Source organism: Microcoleus sp. Pol10D4 (assembly GCF_036701555.1).
Taxonomy (GTDB): Bacteria; Cyanobacteriota; Cyanobacteriia; order Cyanobacteriales; family Microcoleaceae; genus Microcoleus.
Window position 1 is genome coordinate 1 of record NZ_JAUBRA010000030.1, and the last position, 14,645, is coordinate 14,645.

16 protein-coding genes are annotated in these 14,645 nt (G+C 44.6%); 10 read left to right on the forward strand and 6 right to left on the reverse strand.

Translation table 11 applies throughout. The features are described from left to right. Window positions 1-62: 62 nt before the first annotated feature. A complete protein-coding gene (locus QUA36_RS16270) occupies window positions 63-302 on the forward strand; it encodes a hypothetical protein (RefSeq protein ID WP_333458390.1) in 240 nt (79 codons plus the stop codon). A 266-nt stretch (window positions 303-568) separates the two neighbouring features. Continuing rightward, entirely contained in the window at window positions 569-1,450 is an 882-nt protein-coding gene (locus QUA36_RS16275; RefSeq protein WP_333458391.1) for a GUN4 domain-containing protein, read from the forward strand. 4 nt (window positions 1,451-1,454) lie between these two features. On the opposite strand, the gene QUA36_RS16280 is transcribed toward QUA36_RS16275, so the two are convergent. The 4 genes from QUA36_RS16280 to QUA36_RS16295 form a co-directional block, all read right to left on the reverse strand. Beyond that, the gene (locus tag QUA36_RS16280) at window positions 1,455-1,919 is read right to left on the reverse strand and encodes a DUF433 domain-containing protein (protein WP_333363362.1); all 465 of its coding nucleotides are present in this window, start codon (window positions 1,917-1,919) and stop codon (window positions 1,455-1,457) included. Further along, entirely contained in the window at window positions 1,885-2,232 is a 348-nt protein-coding gene (locus QUA36_RS16285; RefSeq protein WP_333458392.1) for a type II toxin-antitoxin system HicB family antitoxin, read from the reverse strand. The genes QUA36_RS16280 and QUA36_RS16285 overlap by 35 nt, the downstream gene beginning before the upstream one ends. Before the next feature lie 31 nt (window positions 2,233-2,263). After that, window positions 2,264-2,500 carry a hypothetical protein gene (locus QUA36_RS16290; RefSeq protein WP_333458393.1) on the reverse strand — a complete coding sequence of 79 codons (237 nt, stop codon included), beginning with the start codon at window positions 2,498-2,500 and terminating at the stop codon, window positions 2,264-2,266. Between the two features lie 107 nt (window positions 2,501-2,607). Next, entirely contained in the window at window positions 2,608-2,859 is a 252-nt protein-coding gene (locus QUA36_RS16295; RefSeq protein WP_333458394.1) for a hypothetical protein, read from the reverse strand. A gap of 202 nt (window positions 2,860-3,061) precedes the next feature. Here QUA36_RS16295 and QUA36_RS16300 point away from each other — a divergent pair, with 202 nt between their 5' ends. Beyond that, window positions 3,062-3,952, forward strand: a complete 891-nt coding sequence (locus QUA36_RS16300; RefSeq protein ID WP_333458435.1) for an ABC transporter permease — start codon at window positions 3,062-3,064, stop codon at window positions 3,950-3,952. 160 nt (window positions 3,953-4,112) lie between these two features. Then, window positions 4,113-4,499: a hypothetical protein gene (locus QUA36_RS16305; RefSeq protein ID WP_333458395.1), complete on the forward strand. Its 387-nt coding sequence runs from the start codon at window positions 4,113-4,115 to the stop codon at window positions 4,497-4,499. Between the two features lie 117 nt (window positions 4,500-4,616). Here QUA36_RS16305 and QUA36_RS16310 read toward each other — a convergent pair whose 3' ends face one another. Together QUA36_RS16310 and QUA36_RS16315 are read right to left on the reverse strand one after the other, a co-directional pair. Further along, a complete protein-coding gene (locus QUA36_RS16310; protein WP_333458396.1) occupies window positions 4,617-5,975 on the reverse strand; it encodes an FAD-binding oxidoreductase in 1,359 nt (452 codons plus the stop codon). 130 nt (window positions 5,976-6,105) lie between these two features. Next, window positions 6,106-6,855, reverse strand: a complete 750-nt coding sequence (locus tag QUA36_RS16315) for a class I SAM-dependent methyltransferase (RefSeq protein WP_333458397.1) — start codon at window positions 6,853-6,855, stop codon at window positions 6,106-6,108. A gap of 304 nt (window positions 6,856-7,159) precedes the next feature. On the opposite strand from QUA36_RS16315, the gene QUA36_RS16320 reads away from it, so the two are divergent. The 6 genes from QUA36_RS16320 to QUA36_RS16345 all read left to right on the forward strand — a co-directional run bounded on the left by QUA36_RS16320 (window position 7,160) and on the right by QUA36_RS16345 (window position 14,614). Then, window positions 7,160-8,629 (forward strand): adenylate/guanylate cyclase domain-containing protein, encoded by a 1,470-nt coding sequence (locus tag QUA36_RS16320; RefSeq protein WP_333454483.1) that lies wholly within the window; start codon window positions 7,160-7,162, stop codon window positions 8,627-8,629. A gap of 251 nt (window positions 8,630-8,880) precedes the next feature. Continuing rightward, the gene (locus tag QUA36_RS16325) at window positions 8,881-10,293 is read left to right on the forward strand and encodes an adenylate/guanylate cyclase domain-containing protein (protein WP_333458398.1); all 1,413 of its coding nucleotides are present in this window, start codon (window positions 8,881-8,883) and stop codon (window positions 10,291-10,293) included. Between the two features lie 268 nt (window positions 10,294-10,561). Further along, window positions 10,562-11,866, forward strand: a complete 1,305-nt coding sequence (gene bioA / locus QUA36_RS16330) for an adenosylmethionine--8-amino-7-oxononanoate transaminase (RefSeq protein ID WP_333458399.1) — start codon at window positions 10,562-10,564, stop codon at window positions 11,864-11,866. 17 nt (window positions 11,867-11,883) lie between these two features. Next, window positions 11,884-12,927: a biotin synthase BioB gene (gene bioB / locus QUA36_RS16335; RefSeq protein ID WP_333458400.1), complete on the forward strand. Its 1,044-nt coding sequence runs from the start codon at window positions 11,884-11,886 to the stop codon at window positions 12,925-12,927. Window positions 12,928-13,162: 235 nt separating this feature from the next. Next, on the forward strand, window positions 13,163-13,774 hold the full coding sequence (locus QUA36_RS16340; RefSeq protein ID WP_333168337.1) for a methyltransferase domain-containing protein: 612 nt from the start codon (window positions 13,163-13,165) through the stop codon (window positions 13,772-13,774). A 162-nt stretch (window positions 13,775-13,936) separates the two neighbouring features. After that, window positions 13,937-14,614: an SDR family oxidoreductase gene (locus tag QUA36_RS16345; RefSeq protein ID WP_333454487.1), complete on the forward strand. Its 678-nt coding sequence runs from the start codon at window positions 13,937-13,939 to the stop codon at window positions 14,612-14,614. Window positions 14,615-14,645: the final 31 nt, after the last annotated feature.

Consider the following 14,645-nt stretch of genomic DNA (forward strand, 5'->3'; position numbering starts at 1 on the left):
TTTAGCAGGCATTCACTTTTTCTGAATATCATTATGTTATATTATACCAATATGCGTTTTAAATGCACAACAGCTTAGTCATTCAACTAATTTCGGCGAAAACTGGACAACCCATCAAAGGGAAAGAGGTTGGCGTTGGAAACAATGATTTTTTAAAGCAGGGACAAACTGATCGCAAACGAACTAATCAGCAGGGAGAAGTTGAGTTTTCTATAGAGCCTTGGGCTAATGGCACAGTTTATGTGGATGGCAATCGTGTTTATCAAGGTAAAATAGATGGATTTATGCAAATTTCTGTCTAAAAATAAAGCAAAAATTATCCAAAATTAGGATGTGTTAGTTAATCCTTAGCAGATAGAAGCGAGCGAGAGCAATTTTTTAATCGGGCACATTTTATTGAGTGGAAACATTTTTGATAAGAGGCGATCGCTGGGATATTAAAGTATTGCGACAATCGGAGACTTTATACCGTTCGCAATAGTGTGGACAAAGACAACAGAGAGGGATTCATGAAAATCCCTCTCTACTAAACTCAAACGAAAATTTTAAAATTCAGGACTGCCAAACGATGGGAATTTTAATTGGGCTTGCGATCGCTATTATTATAATATTTTCGGTGTTTTGGTATAAACAAGGCACGAGCACCAATAAATTGCGTATCCTTCTTGCAGCCAGAAACTGGAAAGCAGCTAATAATGAAACCGAGCGACTCATCACGCTGAATACTGCACGTATCGTTCGTGGAGAAATCGCTTTACAAGACTCATTTAGGAAATTATTAAACTACTTTGGTATAAGTTATGGGATGGCAAGCAAATTGAAACTGACTTACAGTCACCGGTTAAGTAGGGAAGAAATGAATCAAATACCCTGTAATATTTTACATGAAATAGACCAGCTTTGGGTACAATACAGTAATGGACATTTTGGCTTCAGCATCCAGTTAGATATCTTGGAAGAATGTCAAAAAGCCGATGATTGGAAAAAAAAAGAAGTACAGGAATTTGATAGAAATAGCAGCGGTTACGGTATACAGTGTGCTATGGTTCAAAGTTATTTCCAAGGTTCCTCGTACTTCGCTTCACTCGCCGATCCAGTGGAAGTAGTAATGCTTTGGGAACGCTTAGGATGGATTACTCGTGGTTACACTCCTGATGGCAGATACACTTATCTGGGCCGCAGGAGACCTCCTTATGAACTCAACTACAGTCTAAGTGCTCCAAAAGGTCAACTCCCCGTCTATGATAATTTGGATGCGACTCTTTATGATTTATATACGCTTAGTATTTTGCAGCGACTAAAAGACTGTGGACACTCAGTCACCTCGATTCCAGAAGCTCCCAGCCCTTCCCTACAATCTCCCTTTTTTAACCCCAACTCACAACCTCTCAGCCCTGACCAACCTCCCAGCCTGGACCAACCTCCCGGCCCTGACTATCCCTTTTTATAAGAGACTACTCATACTCTAATTCTTGCCATTCTCTATCTTCCTGGTAATGTTGCAACATTGCCTCAGCTTGTCTTTCTAAAATCCTTCCCCTCTCTTCCAGCGGTAATTTCATAAATTCTCGGCGACTGGGATAGTTGGCTACTGTTGGTATTTCCAAAGCTATATCCGTCGGCTGCTTCTGAATCTTACGCTGAGAATTCAATGCTTCTATTCGATCGCCCTCAGCTTCTTCCGCTGCAATATCAGCATCAATTTCCTCTCGGTTAGCATGATAATAAGTCAAAGCTGCATAGACTTGGGTGAGAGTTAAATGCCCGATGCGATCGGCAATTTCTTCTGCACTCAAACTTTGCTTGTACCAAATAGCAATGCGCCGAACTGTAACACCCGTTCCGGCAATAATTGGACAGCCACCATGTATGTCAGGGTGACGGCTAATTAAAGTTCCTATATCCGTGATAGTTGACAAGATTTTTTCCCTGCCAATGTCTGATGGTTCTCTTATCTAGGATAGCACTGTCAAATGTAGTTAGCAGACGGCGGGAAGTTTTAGGCAGAGGGAATTCTTCTAAATAAAGTTCCGTTGCTTCTTTGAGATTGGCGATCGCCTCTTCGATCGTCTCTCCTTGGCTAGCCGTTCCCACTTCAGGACACTCGGCTACATAAACATCCTCTTCCCAATAAACAATTGCCGTGAAAGTACAAGACATTTTTTTGCCAAATTCTTCATACTCAATGTAGCATATCCAGCACCGTTTTTCAGTCGCGATCGCCCATCTCATCCCCTGTCGCAAAGAAGTGCGCTCGCCCTCATTAACTTCTTATCTCTTGATACAAACCGTCTGAAGATTCTGCTATTTTCGGCAGACTACCATCCTTAATAGCTTTCATCAAATCTTCGCGCAACGCTTCTAAAAAATAGCGATCGTTGCCGATATCGGATGCTTCATCCTCATCCAATTCTTCACCCTTCAAACGTTCTCGGTATGCCTCGATCCGAAACTCAAGAGCTTCGATAATAAATTGTACATCCTTAAAAGATAGAATCATCTGAAATCTCTTTTTAATCTTTACGCTTACTTGCCACTATGCTAACCTACTTTGTTTCAAAGCTGCCAAAGCTGGAAATCTTTAACTCACTTTGTAAAAAGATGCACTTATAGTCGAAGAGACTCCTTGTACTCCTCTATCGGCATAATATGACTCGGTTTCCACAACCAATGATCGTTGTGGTCATTAACTAAATCAAGCGCGGCAGGAATTGCACTCTCCGCATCTAACTTCCACCAGTTTTTGTCGCTTCTTTGAGTAGCAAATGTCGAAATCCCACCTCCTAAAGTAGGATCTACCCAGATGCGACCATTTTCTTCATAAGTAGCAACATCTTTGTTCGGTCGGACATTATCCATTCAAGGTGAATTAGCGTTGCCTTGTCGATATAGAGCGATCGGTGTTTCTGCCATGTCTCGATCGAAGATTCCCAGCTATGTAGAATTTATCATCATGACTATACAACCTAATCTGCTGGCTTGTGACGATCGCCCGCCCAACACCACCAATACCTCCAGACTTGCTACTGTAAAGAGAGTTAGATCTAATCAACAAGCAATTATGAGCGGTACTGTTACATCCCCCAACAACCTCAACCAGCAGCGGCCACTCTCCACGGCATCCGCTGACACTTCCACTTCCCTGCTGGGCGACTTTATCCAAGAAACACTCGCCTTAACCAAGCGCCTGTTTATTCAATTGCAGCGTCGCCCCTCCACGCTAGTTGCAGGCATTATTCAGCCCCTGATGTGGTTGGTTTTGTTCGGAGCTCTGTTTGAAAATGCACCCGCCGGATTGTTCGGCGAAAGCCAGAATTACGGACAATTTCTCGGCGCCGGTGTAATCGTTTTTACAGCCTTTGCCGGGGCGCTGAATGCTGGTTTGCCGATTATGTTCGATCGCGAGTTCGGATTTCTCAACCGCTTATTAGTCGCGCCGTTGGCTTCCAGATTTTCGATCGTCCTGGCTTCGGCTATTTTTATCGTCACCCTCAGCTTTATCCAAACCGGCACAATCGTTACAGCGGGAGCGTTTTTGGGCGCCGGATTCCCCGGAATTGCCGGACTGGGCGCGATCGCCCTAATTGTCCTACTATTAGTTTTGGGCGTCACCGGCTTGAGCCTGGGTTTAGCCTTTGCTCTTCCCGGTCACGTAGAATTAATAGCGGTAATTTTTGTGACTAACCTGCCGCTGTTATTTGCCAGCACAGCCCTCGCGCCGCTGTCATTTATGCCAGAGTGGCTGCAAGTTGTGGTGACTCTCAATCCTCTGAGTTATGCGATCGAACCTATCCGCTATTTGTACTTACACAGCGATTGGTCGCTAGCCAGTGTCGTGATGCAGGCTCCTTGGGGTAATGTTACCTTTGGAGGAGCGCTATTAGTGCTGCTGGTGTTTGATTTGGTGGCGCTGCTGAGCATTCAACCGCTGCTGAGACGCAGGTTTGCTTAGGGCGATCGCAGCAACTCTGCGGGCGATCGTTTAACCTGCACCATCAATTGTAGGGACACGGCATTGCCGTGTCCTTAGCCCCAGCGAAGTAATATAATATTTAGTCACAAGTCAGAATATTGTTTAGATAGAATTGTTTTTTTGAAGATTCAACTAATAAATGATGAACACCAAAACTTCCAAATCCGGCAAATTAATGATGGGGATTGCTGCAAGCGCGATCGCATCCTGTGCTCTGTTCTCCCCTCAAGCAAGCTTCGCTCAAGCCAGCGGTTTAAATAATGCCCAACCGCTGCAAGACTTTCAAACTCAAGACAATACCGACCCCTTTTCCGGCCGCAGCAGCGGCAGCGGAATATTTGATTTAATTCACCGATCCAAATTGGGCGGTGGCCGCAGCATGGAAGAATTTACTACCGAACAGCGCCAAAATTTGAACGATGCGGCCGCAGAATTTCGGAACAAACAGCGCCTACTACTGGAAAAGCAAGCAGTACCTACACCAGGGGCGATCGCACCAGCAGAAATTACCGCCCCCGTCCCTTAAATTTACCACTGCTGTTTGCTCATTTCTCAGTCCGCGTGAGCGAAGCCAGCGCTTAGGCGGACTTCGTTTGTCTAGCAGCGATTTCAAGATCCGAATCTTATCTAAAAACCATCGCCCTTAACCCCGTTCCAACCACGCCCGCATTTTACCCGGATTAAGCAAACCGTAAGGATCGACCAACTCTTTAAACTGCAACTGTTCCACATTAATACTTTTCATCCCTCCATCTTCCAATATATAAGTGTGAGGATTAGCAATCATTGCGCCTTGCTCTTCGTGATAGCGAATAATTTCATTGAGCCGTGATTCCGTAGTGTAGCGAACTATTTGCAAAGCTGCGGCGATCGCCCTGCCATTCATCCGCAAAAACTCCAAGTGCATCATCACCTCATCCCCATAAAATTTATACATTTCCTCAATCAATTTCAAACCTTTATCTGGGGGAAAAAGCGTCTGCAAATAAGTCAGAGACGGGTCAGCGCTGCGAGCGTGCAGAGTTGTATGATTCCAAGTAAATTCAGCAATTGCTGCACCTTTGCTCGCTGCTTGTGCGTTTTTTTGATAGCAAATTGTGCCGCCATATTCGCGCACCAAATCTTGCAGCGGTTCCAGACAAGATTCAGCTACCATTAACAAAGCGCAGTGCTTACCTTCAGGAATCTCCTCGCGGAAAGCAGCAAAATAAGCAGGAATCGGCCAAGCACAAACACAAATTAGTTTTTTGATAATCCCGTCAGCATCGCCCAAAGCTTGACCGAAGTTTGCCGATGTCATAAAATCGTCAAAAGCGACGATGATTTCCGCCCAAGGATAAGCAGGGGCGAGGGGAATTTCTAACTCAGTAATAATTCCATTTGTGCCGTAAGCGTGATTGACTTTCTGCACTTCATCGCCCCGCAATTCGATGACGCGGGGATCGTCTTCCATTGTAACGACTCGAACGGCATGAAGATTTCCCCGATCGCGCAATTGCCCGTAAGTTATCGAACCAATTCCCCCGCTACCGCCGCCGATAAATCCCCCAATCGTTGCGGTGCGATAGGTTGAGGGAACCATCCGCAATTCCCAACCAGTTTCTCGCGCTTGTTTGTCGAAAACCGACATTTTCACCCCTGGTTCTACGCAAGCTAAACCCGGTTTTATCCAGCGGATACTGTTCATTTTGCTGGTATCTAAAATGACGCCGCCCTTGAGGGGAATGCACTGCCCGTAATTGCCCGTTCCTGCCCCTCTAACAGTTAGCGGAATTTTGAATTTGACGCAGGCTGCAGCAATCCGCAAAACTTCGGCTTCGCTGGCGGGACGAACTACTAAATCTCCTGTTTTATCACTTAAGAGAGGTTGCAAAACTGGACTGAAGTGATAATAGTCTTGAGATAGCTTGACAACTTGCGCGCGATCGCTAATTATTTCAATTCCCGATAGTTCCGAAGAAAAAGCATCCCAGTCAATACTTTGAATCGCATTTGCAGTCATTTTGTTTCCTCAATCCTGACAGGATTATATATTTTTTCAAACAGAACTTAGTAACCTAAAATACTAACTGCAATCTTTCTTTAAGCAGTAAGGTGCTGAGGTTTCATCCTAAATAGCAGGACTGCTTTTTTCAATTAACAAATCCCCCAAACACCGCCATACCGTAGTATTTCCAAGGCACTGCAACAGTGTCAAATCCAGCTTTTACCAGCATTTCCAACTGTGCCGAAAGTGTAGCTAGGCGATCGGGATTAGAATAGCCGTAAGAGACACTCGTCCCCACATTTGCCCGAATTTGTGCTAAGGTTTCCCCTTGATTTAGGGCCCAATCTTCTCGCGCCGCTTGATAAATATCTTTCATTGCTGCTGATTCTGCTAAAAGAGGATCGGCATTCCAAAAACAGCCACCAGCATTTAAACTTCCGCGAATCCGTTGAAACAATTTCAACTTCATCTCATCCTCAAGATGGTGAATTGCCAGAGATGAAATGCAAGCATTGAATTTATCGCCCAAGCCTGAGAAATTTGGATTGTTCGCCCATTCTCCAAAGTCCATTTCTATGCCAGTCCACCGGGCTGCGTATCCTGCCGACTCTATTTTGGCGCGGGCAAAATCAAGCATTCGCGGCGAGTAATCGACAGCAACTATTTCGGCAGACGGGTAGCATTTGAGAACTTTTAAAGTAAGTTCCCCCGTACCGCAGCCGAGTTCTAAAATGCGATGGTTTGTGTTAGTAATGCAGCCTGCTACTACATCCAGCATTTCGTCATATTTAGGTAAAAGTCGCCGAATGCCGGTATCAAAATCAGCAGTATTGACGAAAACTTCTCCCGGAAAAATTTCCTTGTTAGTAGGTGAGACAGTAGAGTCAGAATTCACGATCGCCAACCATAGACTACAATTGCTATCCTAACTGAAATAGAGCAAAAAGTGCGTGAAGTAGGGACAAGCCACTGCCATGTCCTTAACCGATCATCTGTACTTCACTCAACAGAAAATCCCTATAGAGTTATGGGTATTCTTACGGATAAGCGAAACACTCGCGGTAAACAATAATTAACCCTCCGTTGCACCCAGAGAGTCTTGCTTTACCCCGGACGCCAGCAAAACAGTCTGAGAAAGCAGTGTTATGTTAGTAGTGCATAAATTCCAATCTAGATTAAACCTCACACGTGAGGATACCATGCCCCAGTTGATTTATCGAATTCGGGCTGCCATCAGCCAATTAATTTACAAGCGAATTCTGCTTGCGGTGACAATTTTATTTTGTGTAGGTGTAGGAGTAGCGATGGCAAATATGTCTCGTCTTTCCTCCACCCTAATCGAATCGCAAGCCCTCCAAAATGCCACCCTCTATGCCCAAGCTGTTAAAGAAGCCCGCACCCTTTACAGTTCCGATGTTGTTAGTCCTCTAAACACCGCTGAAGCAATTAACTTTACCCACGACTACAACCCGACAAAAGTAACAGTTCCCGTACCAGCCAGTTTCTTAATAGAACTAGGCAACCATATCACAAAAAAAAATCCCGAAGTATCACTTCGTCTCTACAGCAACTACCCATTTCCCTGGCGGCGAAAAGAAGGCGGAGCCCGAGACGATTTTGAACAGCAAGCTATTACGTATTTGACGCAAAATCCGACAGAGAAATTTTTCCGCGTTGATGATGTTCGCGGCAAACCCGCCTTTCGATATGCCGAGGCAGATATTCTAAGTTCTAGCTGCGTGAACTGTCACAATACTCACCCTGACAGTCCTAAAAGAGATTGGAAAGTGGGAGATGTGCGGGGGATATTAGAAATTACTCAACCTCTCGACACCATCACTCAACATACTCAAAGTGAACTTAAAAACCTGTTTTTACTGTTAGTAGGACTTTCCGTTGTAGGAGTGACAGGCTTAACTGTATCTATCAGCAGGTTGCGCCAAAATGCTAAACAATTAGAACAGCGCGTCATGGAACGCACGGCACAATTGCAAGAAACTAATGTAGAATTGCTGAAAGAACAGGAAAAGAGCGATCGCCTGCTGCTCAATATTTTACCCGAATCCATTGCTGCTAAGCTAAAAGATGGTCAAAGCAGTATTGCTGACGGCTTCGCAGAAGTCACGATTTTGTTTGCGGATATCGTAGGCTTTACAGTGCTTTCAGCACAAATATCTCCCGAAGAACTGCTCAAGTTTCTAAACGAAATTTTTTCAGCCTTCGATAGCTTAACGGAAAAGTACGGCTTGGAAAAAATCAAAACAATTGGAGATGCTTACATGGTAGTGGGAGGTTTGCCAAATCCTAGCAGAAACCACGCCGAAAGCATTGCGGAAATGGCTTTAGGTATGCAGGAGGAATTAGCAAAATTTAATGCCAAACATCATGCAGGAATTAACATTCGCATCGGCATCAATACCGGACCGGCAATTGCGGGGGTTATTGGCACTAAAAAATTTATTTACGACCTCTGGGGCGATGCCGTCAATACAGCAGCCCGCATGGAATCCCACGGGATTGCCGGCGCGATTCAAGTCACACAATCCACTTACGATATCTTGCAAAATAAGTATCGGTTTGAAGACAGAGGAATTATCCACATCAAAGGCAAGGGCGATATGAATACTTATCTGCTTGCAGGCAGGCTAGTCAGCGCCGTTTCGGTTTAATTTGTTTATTATATTATTAAGGGGTATGCTAGTTAGTCCGAAGTCATCAGTCATTCGTTGTTAGTCGTCACCCAAGAACTAACAGTTAATGGCTGCTGGCTTTTGACTACTGACAATTACAGGAATTACACAGGAGATTTGAGAACTCGGTTTCTGCGCGGTTGTTTCGTTGACACACCCAAAATGGATTACCAGAAACCCGGTTTTTTTTCTTATGTCCTACATTAGCCATTTGCAAAATAGTAAATTTTATGCGATCGCGGATTTTATCATTCTTGAAATTTTTCCAATCTCGCTTGTCTAGGCAAATAGCTTTGTGGGTATTTGCTAGCATTCTTGTCATAGAGGGAATTATTTTAGTTCCCTCTTATTTTCGGCGAGAAAATGAACTTTTAAGCCAACTGGAACAGGTATCTCGGGCGACTGTTGATTCCCTAGAGTTTTTGCTCCAACAAGATATTTCCGATCGCACTTTCTTGCAAGAAGAAGTAAAAAATATTACTAAGGATTCTCAAGTAGTCTTAGGACTATCTATTTACCAAGCTAACGGTGAGCTAATATATACACTTGGCGAACCCCCAGAAATCAGTTTAGAGCAACTAAAAAAAGCTCGTATAGTTCACAGTCACAATTTCGATGGCAAGCGCTACGATATTGCTTGGACGGAGCGACATTTGGGAAGCGATTACATCTTAATTGTTCGCCACGATGCTTCCACCGTTCAGCCGGAACTCTACGCATTTATCGGGCGGATTGCGGTTTTAGTCATCATTATATCAGCCTTTGTCACTTCGGTGACTATGTTTTTTTTAGGGGTGACAGTAATTTCACCTCTCTTGAGATTGCGCGATGACTTGATCGCTGCTGGAGACGCTTTGAGCAAAGATCAAGAGAAACCTGATTTCTACTCTCTGTCTGTCAAACGCGATGACGAGTTGGGAGAACTCATGGTCGCATTCAATCAAATGTTTCACCGAGTATACAAGGAAATTGCACAGCGGAAACAAGCTGAGGAAGTATTGCGCGCTGAACAAGAAAAGTCGGAACGTTTATTACTAAATATCTTACCTGTAATGATTGCCGATCGCCTAAAACAAGGCCATATAAATATTGCGGACGGATTTGCTGAGGTTACGGTTTTATTTGCTGATATTGTGGGCTTTACCGAAATATCTTCGCGCACCTCTCCTGAAGAATTAGTAGAATTACTTAACAAAATATTTTCAGCTTTCGATCGCTTAAGCGAACAATACGGCTTAGAAAAAATTAAGACGATCGGTGACAATTATATGGTAGCAGGCGGTTTGCCACTTCCTTGTACAAATCACGCCGAATCTATTGCCGAAATGGCCCTGGAAATGCAGCAAGAAATTATGAAATTCCGCGACGAATGCGGTAAACCTCTCAATATCCGCATTGGCATTAATACTGGGCCTGTTGTAGCAGGTGTCATCGGCACTAAAAAGTTTATTTACGATTTGTGGGGAGATGCTGTGAATACAGCAAGCCGCATGGAATCTCAGGGACTTCCTGGTAAAATTCAAGTTAGTAACTCAACTTATGAGTTGCTGTGCGATAAGTATTTGTTGGAAAAGCGCGGTAAAATTAATGTTAAAGGCAAAGGAGCAATGACGACTTATTTGCTGAAAGGCAGAAAATTGTAACTGACAAATTTAACCGTCGCTGGGGAATACGTGATATGGGGGCTGACGTTGCAGAGCAGCCACCCTCGACACCAAAATAGATTTTTTTGAACGAACCGCGAAGACGCGAAGGACACGTTCGGCGAAGCCGTTCCCGTTCCCTGCAGGGGTTCGGTGAAGAGTAGGGTAGGAAGAGAAGAGAAGAAAAGAGAAGAGAATATAAAGAGTTGCCAAGTAAGTTAACATTGCTATATTAAAATGCGAGTTGATATTAGTTACCAGGGTAAAAATGACTGCGAATCAGGAACATAATTCTTCAATTTCACCGATTTGGCAACCCTTCACACAAATGAAAACTGCTGCCCCGCCACTGAAGGTAGTTCGTGGTAAAGGAGCGGTGCTGGAATTAGCAGACGGGCGGCAAATTCTTGACTGCATTTCTAGTTGGTGGGTGACGATTCACGGGCACAGCCATCCCGTTCTGGCGGAGGCTCTTTATGAACAAGCCCAAAAGTTAGAACACGTAATCTTTGCGGGGTTTACTCACGAACCTGCCGAGAAACTTGCTAATAAATTGCTAACTCATACGCCTGCTTCTTTAACGCGGATTTTCTTTTCTGATAACGGCTCAACTGCTGTTGAAGTTGCTCTGAAAATGGCTTTTCAATATTGGCGCAATCTCGGAGAAACTAACCGTACTAGCTTTATTAGTTTTGAGGGAGGTTATCACGGCGATACTGTGGGCGCGATGTCTGCTGGCAGAAGTTCGCTGTGGTGGGAACCTTTTGCACCTTTAATGTTTGCTGGGGATGTTGTTCCTTTTCCCGCGACTTTTGACGGCGACGAGGAGGTGGAAAGCAAAGAGGCGGCAAGTTTAGAGAAATTGGAGTTTTTGTTAAAGCAAGGCGGCTATGCGGGTATTTTTATCGAACCTTTGGTGCAAGGTGCCGGGGGAATGCGAATGTGCCGCCTTGAGTTTTTGCAGGCGATCGCACAACTTGCTCGCCAGTTTAATGTATTGTTGATTTACGATGAAGTAATGACTGGTTTTGGTCGCACGGGCGAACTGTTTGCCTCTGTTAAATCTGCAACTTCCCCAGATATCCTGTGTTTGTCTAAAGGATTGTCTGGCGGCTGCTTGCCAATTGCTGTCACAATGGCATCGGAGGATATTTATCAAGCTTTCTGGCGAGATGAATCGGACAAAGCTTTTTTTCACGGTCATTCTTATACCGGAAATCCTTTAGCTTGTGCGGTGGGTGTAGCATCCCTAGAGCTTTTGGAGCAAAACCCAAATGTGTATCAAGGGATGGAAAAACTGCACCGCAAATATCTGAACCAATGGCTGAGAAATCATCCTAAACTAGAACGGATTCGGACTTGCGGCACCATCGCAGCAATGGATGTGAAAACCGAAAGCATTTCCGGTTATTTTAATGACATTGCTCCTGTATTGAAAGCCAGATTTCTCGAAGCGGGGTTTTTGCTCCGCCCCTTGGGGAATACGCTTTACTTGATGCCTCCCTACTGCATTTCTCCTGATGAACTAGAATCCATTTATCGGGTAATTCGTCAGGTTTTGGATACTCTGTAAACCCTTTAATTTTAGTAATGAATTTACCCAATTGGAACGATTTGGCTGACGACGCGCTGGCGGGCAAATGTCTCTCTCGCGAGCAATCTTTAGCCGTATTGCGCGCACCGGATGAGGTTTTGCTGGAACAACTAAACGCAGCTTATCGGGTGCGCCGCCACTACTGGGGAAACCGAGTCAGGCTGCACTATTTGTTAAATGCTCAAAGTGGCCTTTGTCCTGAAGATTGCCATTATTGTTCTCAGTCCAAAATTTCGACTGCGGAAATTGAGAAATATCCGCTTTTAGCTAAGGAGAAAATTCTGGATGCCGCCCAACGCGCAGCAGATTTAAAAGCTGGTACGTTTTGTTTGGTAATTTCGGGCCGCCAACCCAGCGCATCTACTTTCGATCGCGTTTTGGATGCTGTCGAGACTGTGAAGGCAAATTATAACCTGAAAATCTGCGCTTGTTTGGGATTGTTGAGCGAGGAGCAAACTCATCGTTTGGCTAAAGCTGGAGTCGATCGCGTAAATCACAATCTCAATACTTCCGAATCATATCACACCGACATTTGCACCACTCACACTTTTGGCGATCGGGTTGAAACCGTCGAACACGTAAAAGCAGCGGGAATCACAACTTGTTCCGGCGGAATTTTGGGGATGGGCGAATCGGATGATGATGCGATCGATTTAGCGCTTTCGCTTCGCAATTTGGGCGTTACTAGCGTACCCGTCAACTTTTTCATTCCGATTCCCGGTACGCCATTTGCAGATGTGAACAGGTTAACTCCCCGCCAATGTTTGCGAATTCTCTGTTTGTTCCGATTTTTGCTTCCCAGTCAAGAAATTCGGATTGCTGGGGGACGGGAAGTGCATTTGCGATCGCTGCAACCTCTCGGACTCTACCCCGCTAATTCTATCTTTGTTGGCGATTATCTGACAACTCCCGGACAAAGCGCCAATCAAGATTGGGACATGATTCGAGATGCGGGATTTGCGATCGAATCCCCCGAAGGTTCTCTCTTAGAAGCTGATTCAGCAGTTACCAAATCCGAACAAAAAACCCTGGTTGTTTAACTATTATAGTAGTTTTCAATCGAATGAAATAGAGTAGGACACGGCAGTGCCGTGTGCCTACCCAATATCTATACTTCACGCTTACGCATGGGCGGATAGAAACCGGGTTTCTGAGGTAGCAAATGCCTCAGCCGTAAGTTCTTAGATTGTAGCCAGAAACCCTTATTCTACGGTTAACATTCTTCAATCTAAAATCTAAAATCTAAAATCTAAAATAATACAAGAGGGGGAAATTGTGGACAAACGCGAAGAAATTACGATCGCCGAATACCAGCTAACTGCCGAATCTTTCCGAGAAGGAACTTGGCATCACGACGTATCTCAAAATCGATCCGCACTGACGGCTGCTATGCCCCGCAATCCCGGTAAAATTCTCGATATAGGATGCGGGCCGGGACGAGATTTAGTAGCGTTCAAGAGCCAAGGACACACAGTTGTAGGCTTAGATGCAACTCCGGCTTTTGTAGAAATAGCAAAAGAGTTGTCAGGATGCGAAGTTTGGCAACAATCTTTTCTGAATCTCGACTTGCCAGAATCAGAATTTGACGGTATTTTTGCCAATGCTTCCCTGATTCACGTTCCCAGCGACGAGATGGTGAAAGTGCTGCAAGATTTGCACAAAGCCTTAGTTGTTAGCGGTGCAATTGTCATGTCAATGTGCCGGGGAAATTGGGAAGGATATGACGAGCGACCAACGGGAAAACGCTATACTGCCGGATGGGAATATCATACTTTAGCGCCTTGTTTAGAACAAGCGGGATTTGCAATTGTCAATCACTACTATCGCCCCCCCGGCTTACCGCGCGAAGCTCAATCTTGGGTAGTAATAGTGGGCAAAAAACTCTAACGTAAATGGGAAATAGGCAATCGGTAATTGCCAATCATTCCCCTCTCTTCCTCTGCGCCCTCTGCGGTAAAAAAAAACTAATTCAAAAAATTACAGAGGATTGTTGTATACTGTTCCACAGTCAAAACAACAAATTTCTGCACAACTTAAAACACAATTAATATGACAGAGAAATCCCACATTTTTTTAGCGGGTGCTAGCCGAGGCGTAGGTCTAGAAATCGCGAAGTTGTTGGTAGAACAAAAGATGCAAGTAACAGCACTTTTGCGATCGCCCGCAACCAGCACCGAATTAGAAGCAATGGGCATCAAAGTCGTGACTGGCGATGCTTTGGATGCAGCAGCTATGGAAGCTGCGATGGCTGGCGGTGAGCCAATTCACGCCGTAATCAGCACAATTGGTGGCTTGCCCAAAGATGGAGAAAGAGCAGATTATTTGGGAAACAAAAACTTGATTGATGCGGCTGTCAAAGCAGGCGTGCAAAAATTTATTTTAGTTTCATCCATCGGTAGCGGTAAAAGTGCCGCTGCTTTGCAACCGCAGGTTTTGGAAACTTTGGGCCCGGTCTTAATTGAAAAGGAAAAAGCCGAAAATCATTTGATAGCAAGCGGGATGATTTATACAGTGATTCGTCCGGGCGGACTCAAATCGGAACCTGCAACAGGCAACGGTATTTTAACAGAAGATTGTCTAGTTGCTGGAACTATTCACCGGGCGGATGTAGCGCAGCTAGTTTGTCAGTGTTTAGTTTCTGATGCTGCTAACAATAAAGTTTTGTCGGCGGTAGACAGGCAAATGCTTTACGGCAATCCAGAATTTGACGTATTAACTTTTAGTTAAATATCCAAACCTCAAAAAACACAAAAACCTG

Excerpts from the sequence above, each read along its gene's own strand:
- QUA36_RS16270 (WP_333458390.1), top strand. The coding sequence starts at position 63 with ATGCACAACAGCTTAGTCATTCAACTAATTTCGGCGAAAACTGGACAA.
- QUA36_RS16275 (WP_333458391.1), top strand. The coding sequence starts at position 569 with ATGGGAATTTTAATTGGGCTTGCGATCGCTATTATTATAATATTTTCG.
- QUA36_RS16285 (WP_333458392.1), bottom strand. The coding sequence starts at position 2,232 with ATGAGATGGGCGATCGCGACTGAAAAACGGTGCTGGATATGCTACATT.
- QUA36_RS16290 (WP_333458393.1), bottom strand. The coding sequence starts at position 2,500 with ATGATTCTATCTTTTAAGGATGTACAATTTATTATCGAAGCTCTTGAG.
- QUA36_RS16295 (WP_333458394.1), bottom strand. The coding sequence starts at position 2,859 with ATGGATAATGTCCGACCGAACAAAGATGTTGCTACTTATGAAGAAAAT.
- QUA36_RS16300 (WP_333458435.1), top strand. The coding sequence starts at position 3,062 with ATGAGCGGTACTGTTACATCCCCCAACAACCTCAACCAGCAGCGGCCA.
- QUA36_RS16305 (WP_333458395.1), top strand. The coding sequence starts at position 4,113 with ATGATGAACACCAAAACTTCCAAATCCGGCAAATTAATGATGGGGATT.
- QUA36_RS16310 (WP_333458396.1), bottom strand. The coding sequence starts at position 5,975 with ATGACTGCAAATGCGATTCAAAGTATTGACTGGGATGCTTTTTCTTCG.
- QUA36_RS16320 (WP_333454483.1), top strand. The coding sequence starts at position 7,160 with ATGCCCCAGTTGATTTATCGAATTCGGGCTGCCATCAGCCAATTAATT.
- QUA36_RS16325 (WP_333458398.1), top strand. The coding sequence starts at position 8,881 with ATGCGATCGCGGATTTTATCATTCTTGAAATTTTTCCAATCTCGCTTG.
- bioA (WP_333458399.1), top strand. The coding sequence starts at position 10,562 with ATGACTGCGAATCAGGAACATAATTCTTCAATTTCACCGATTTGGCAA.
- bioB (WP_333458400.1), top strand. The coding sequence starts at position 11,884 with ATGAATTTACCCAATTGGAACGATTTGGCTGACGACGCGCTGGCGGGC.
- QUA36_RS16345 (WP_333454487.1), top strand. The coding sequence starts at position 13,937 with ATGACAGAGAAATCCCACATTTTTTTAGCGGGTGCTAGCCGAGGCGTA.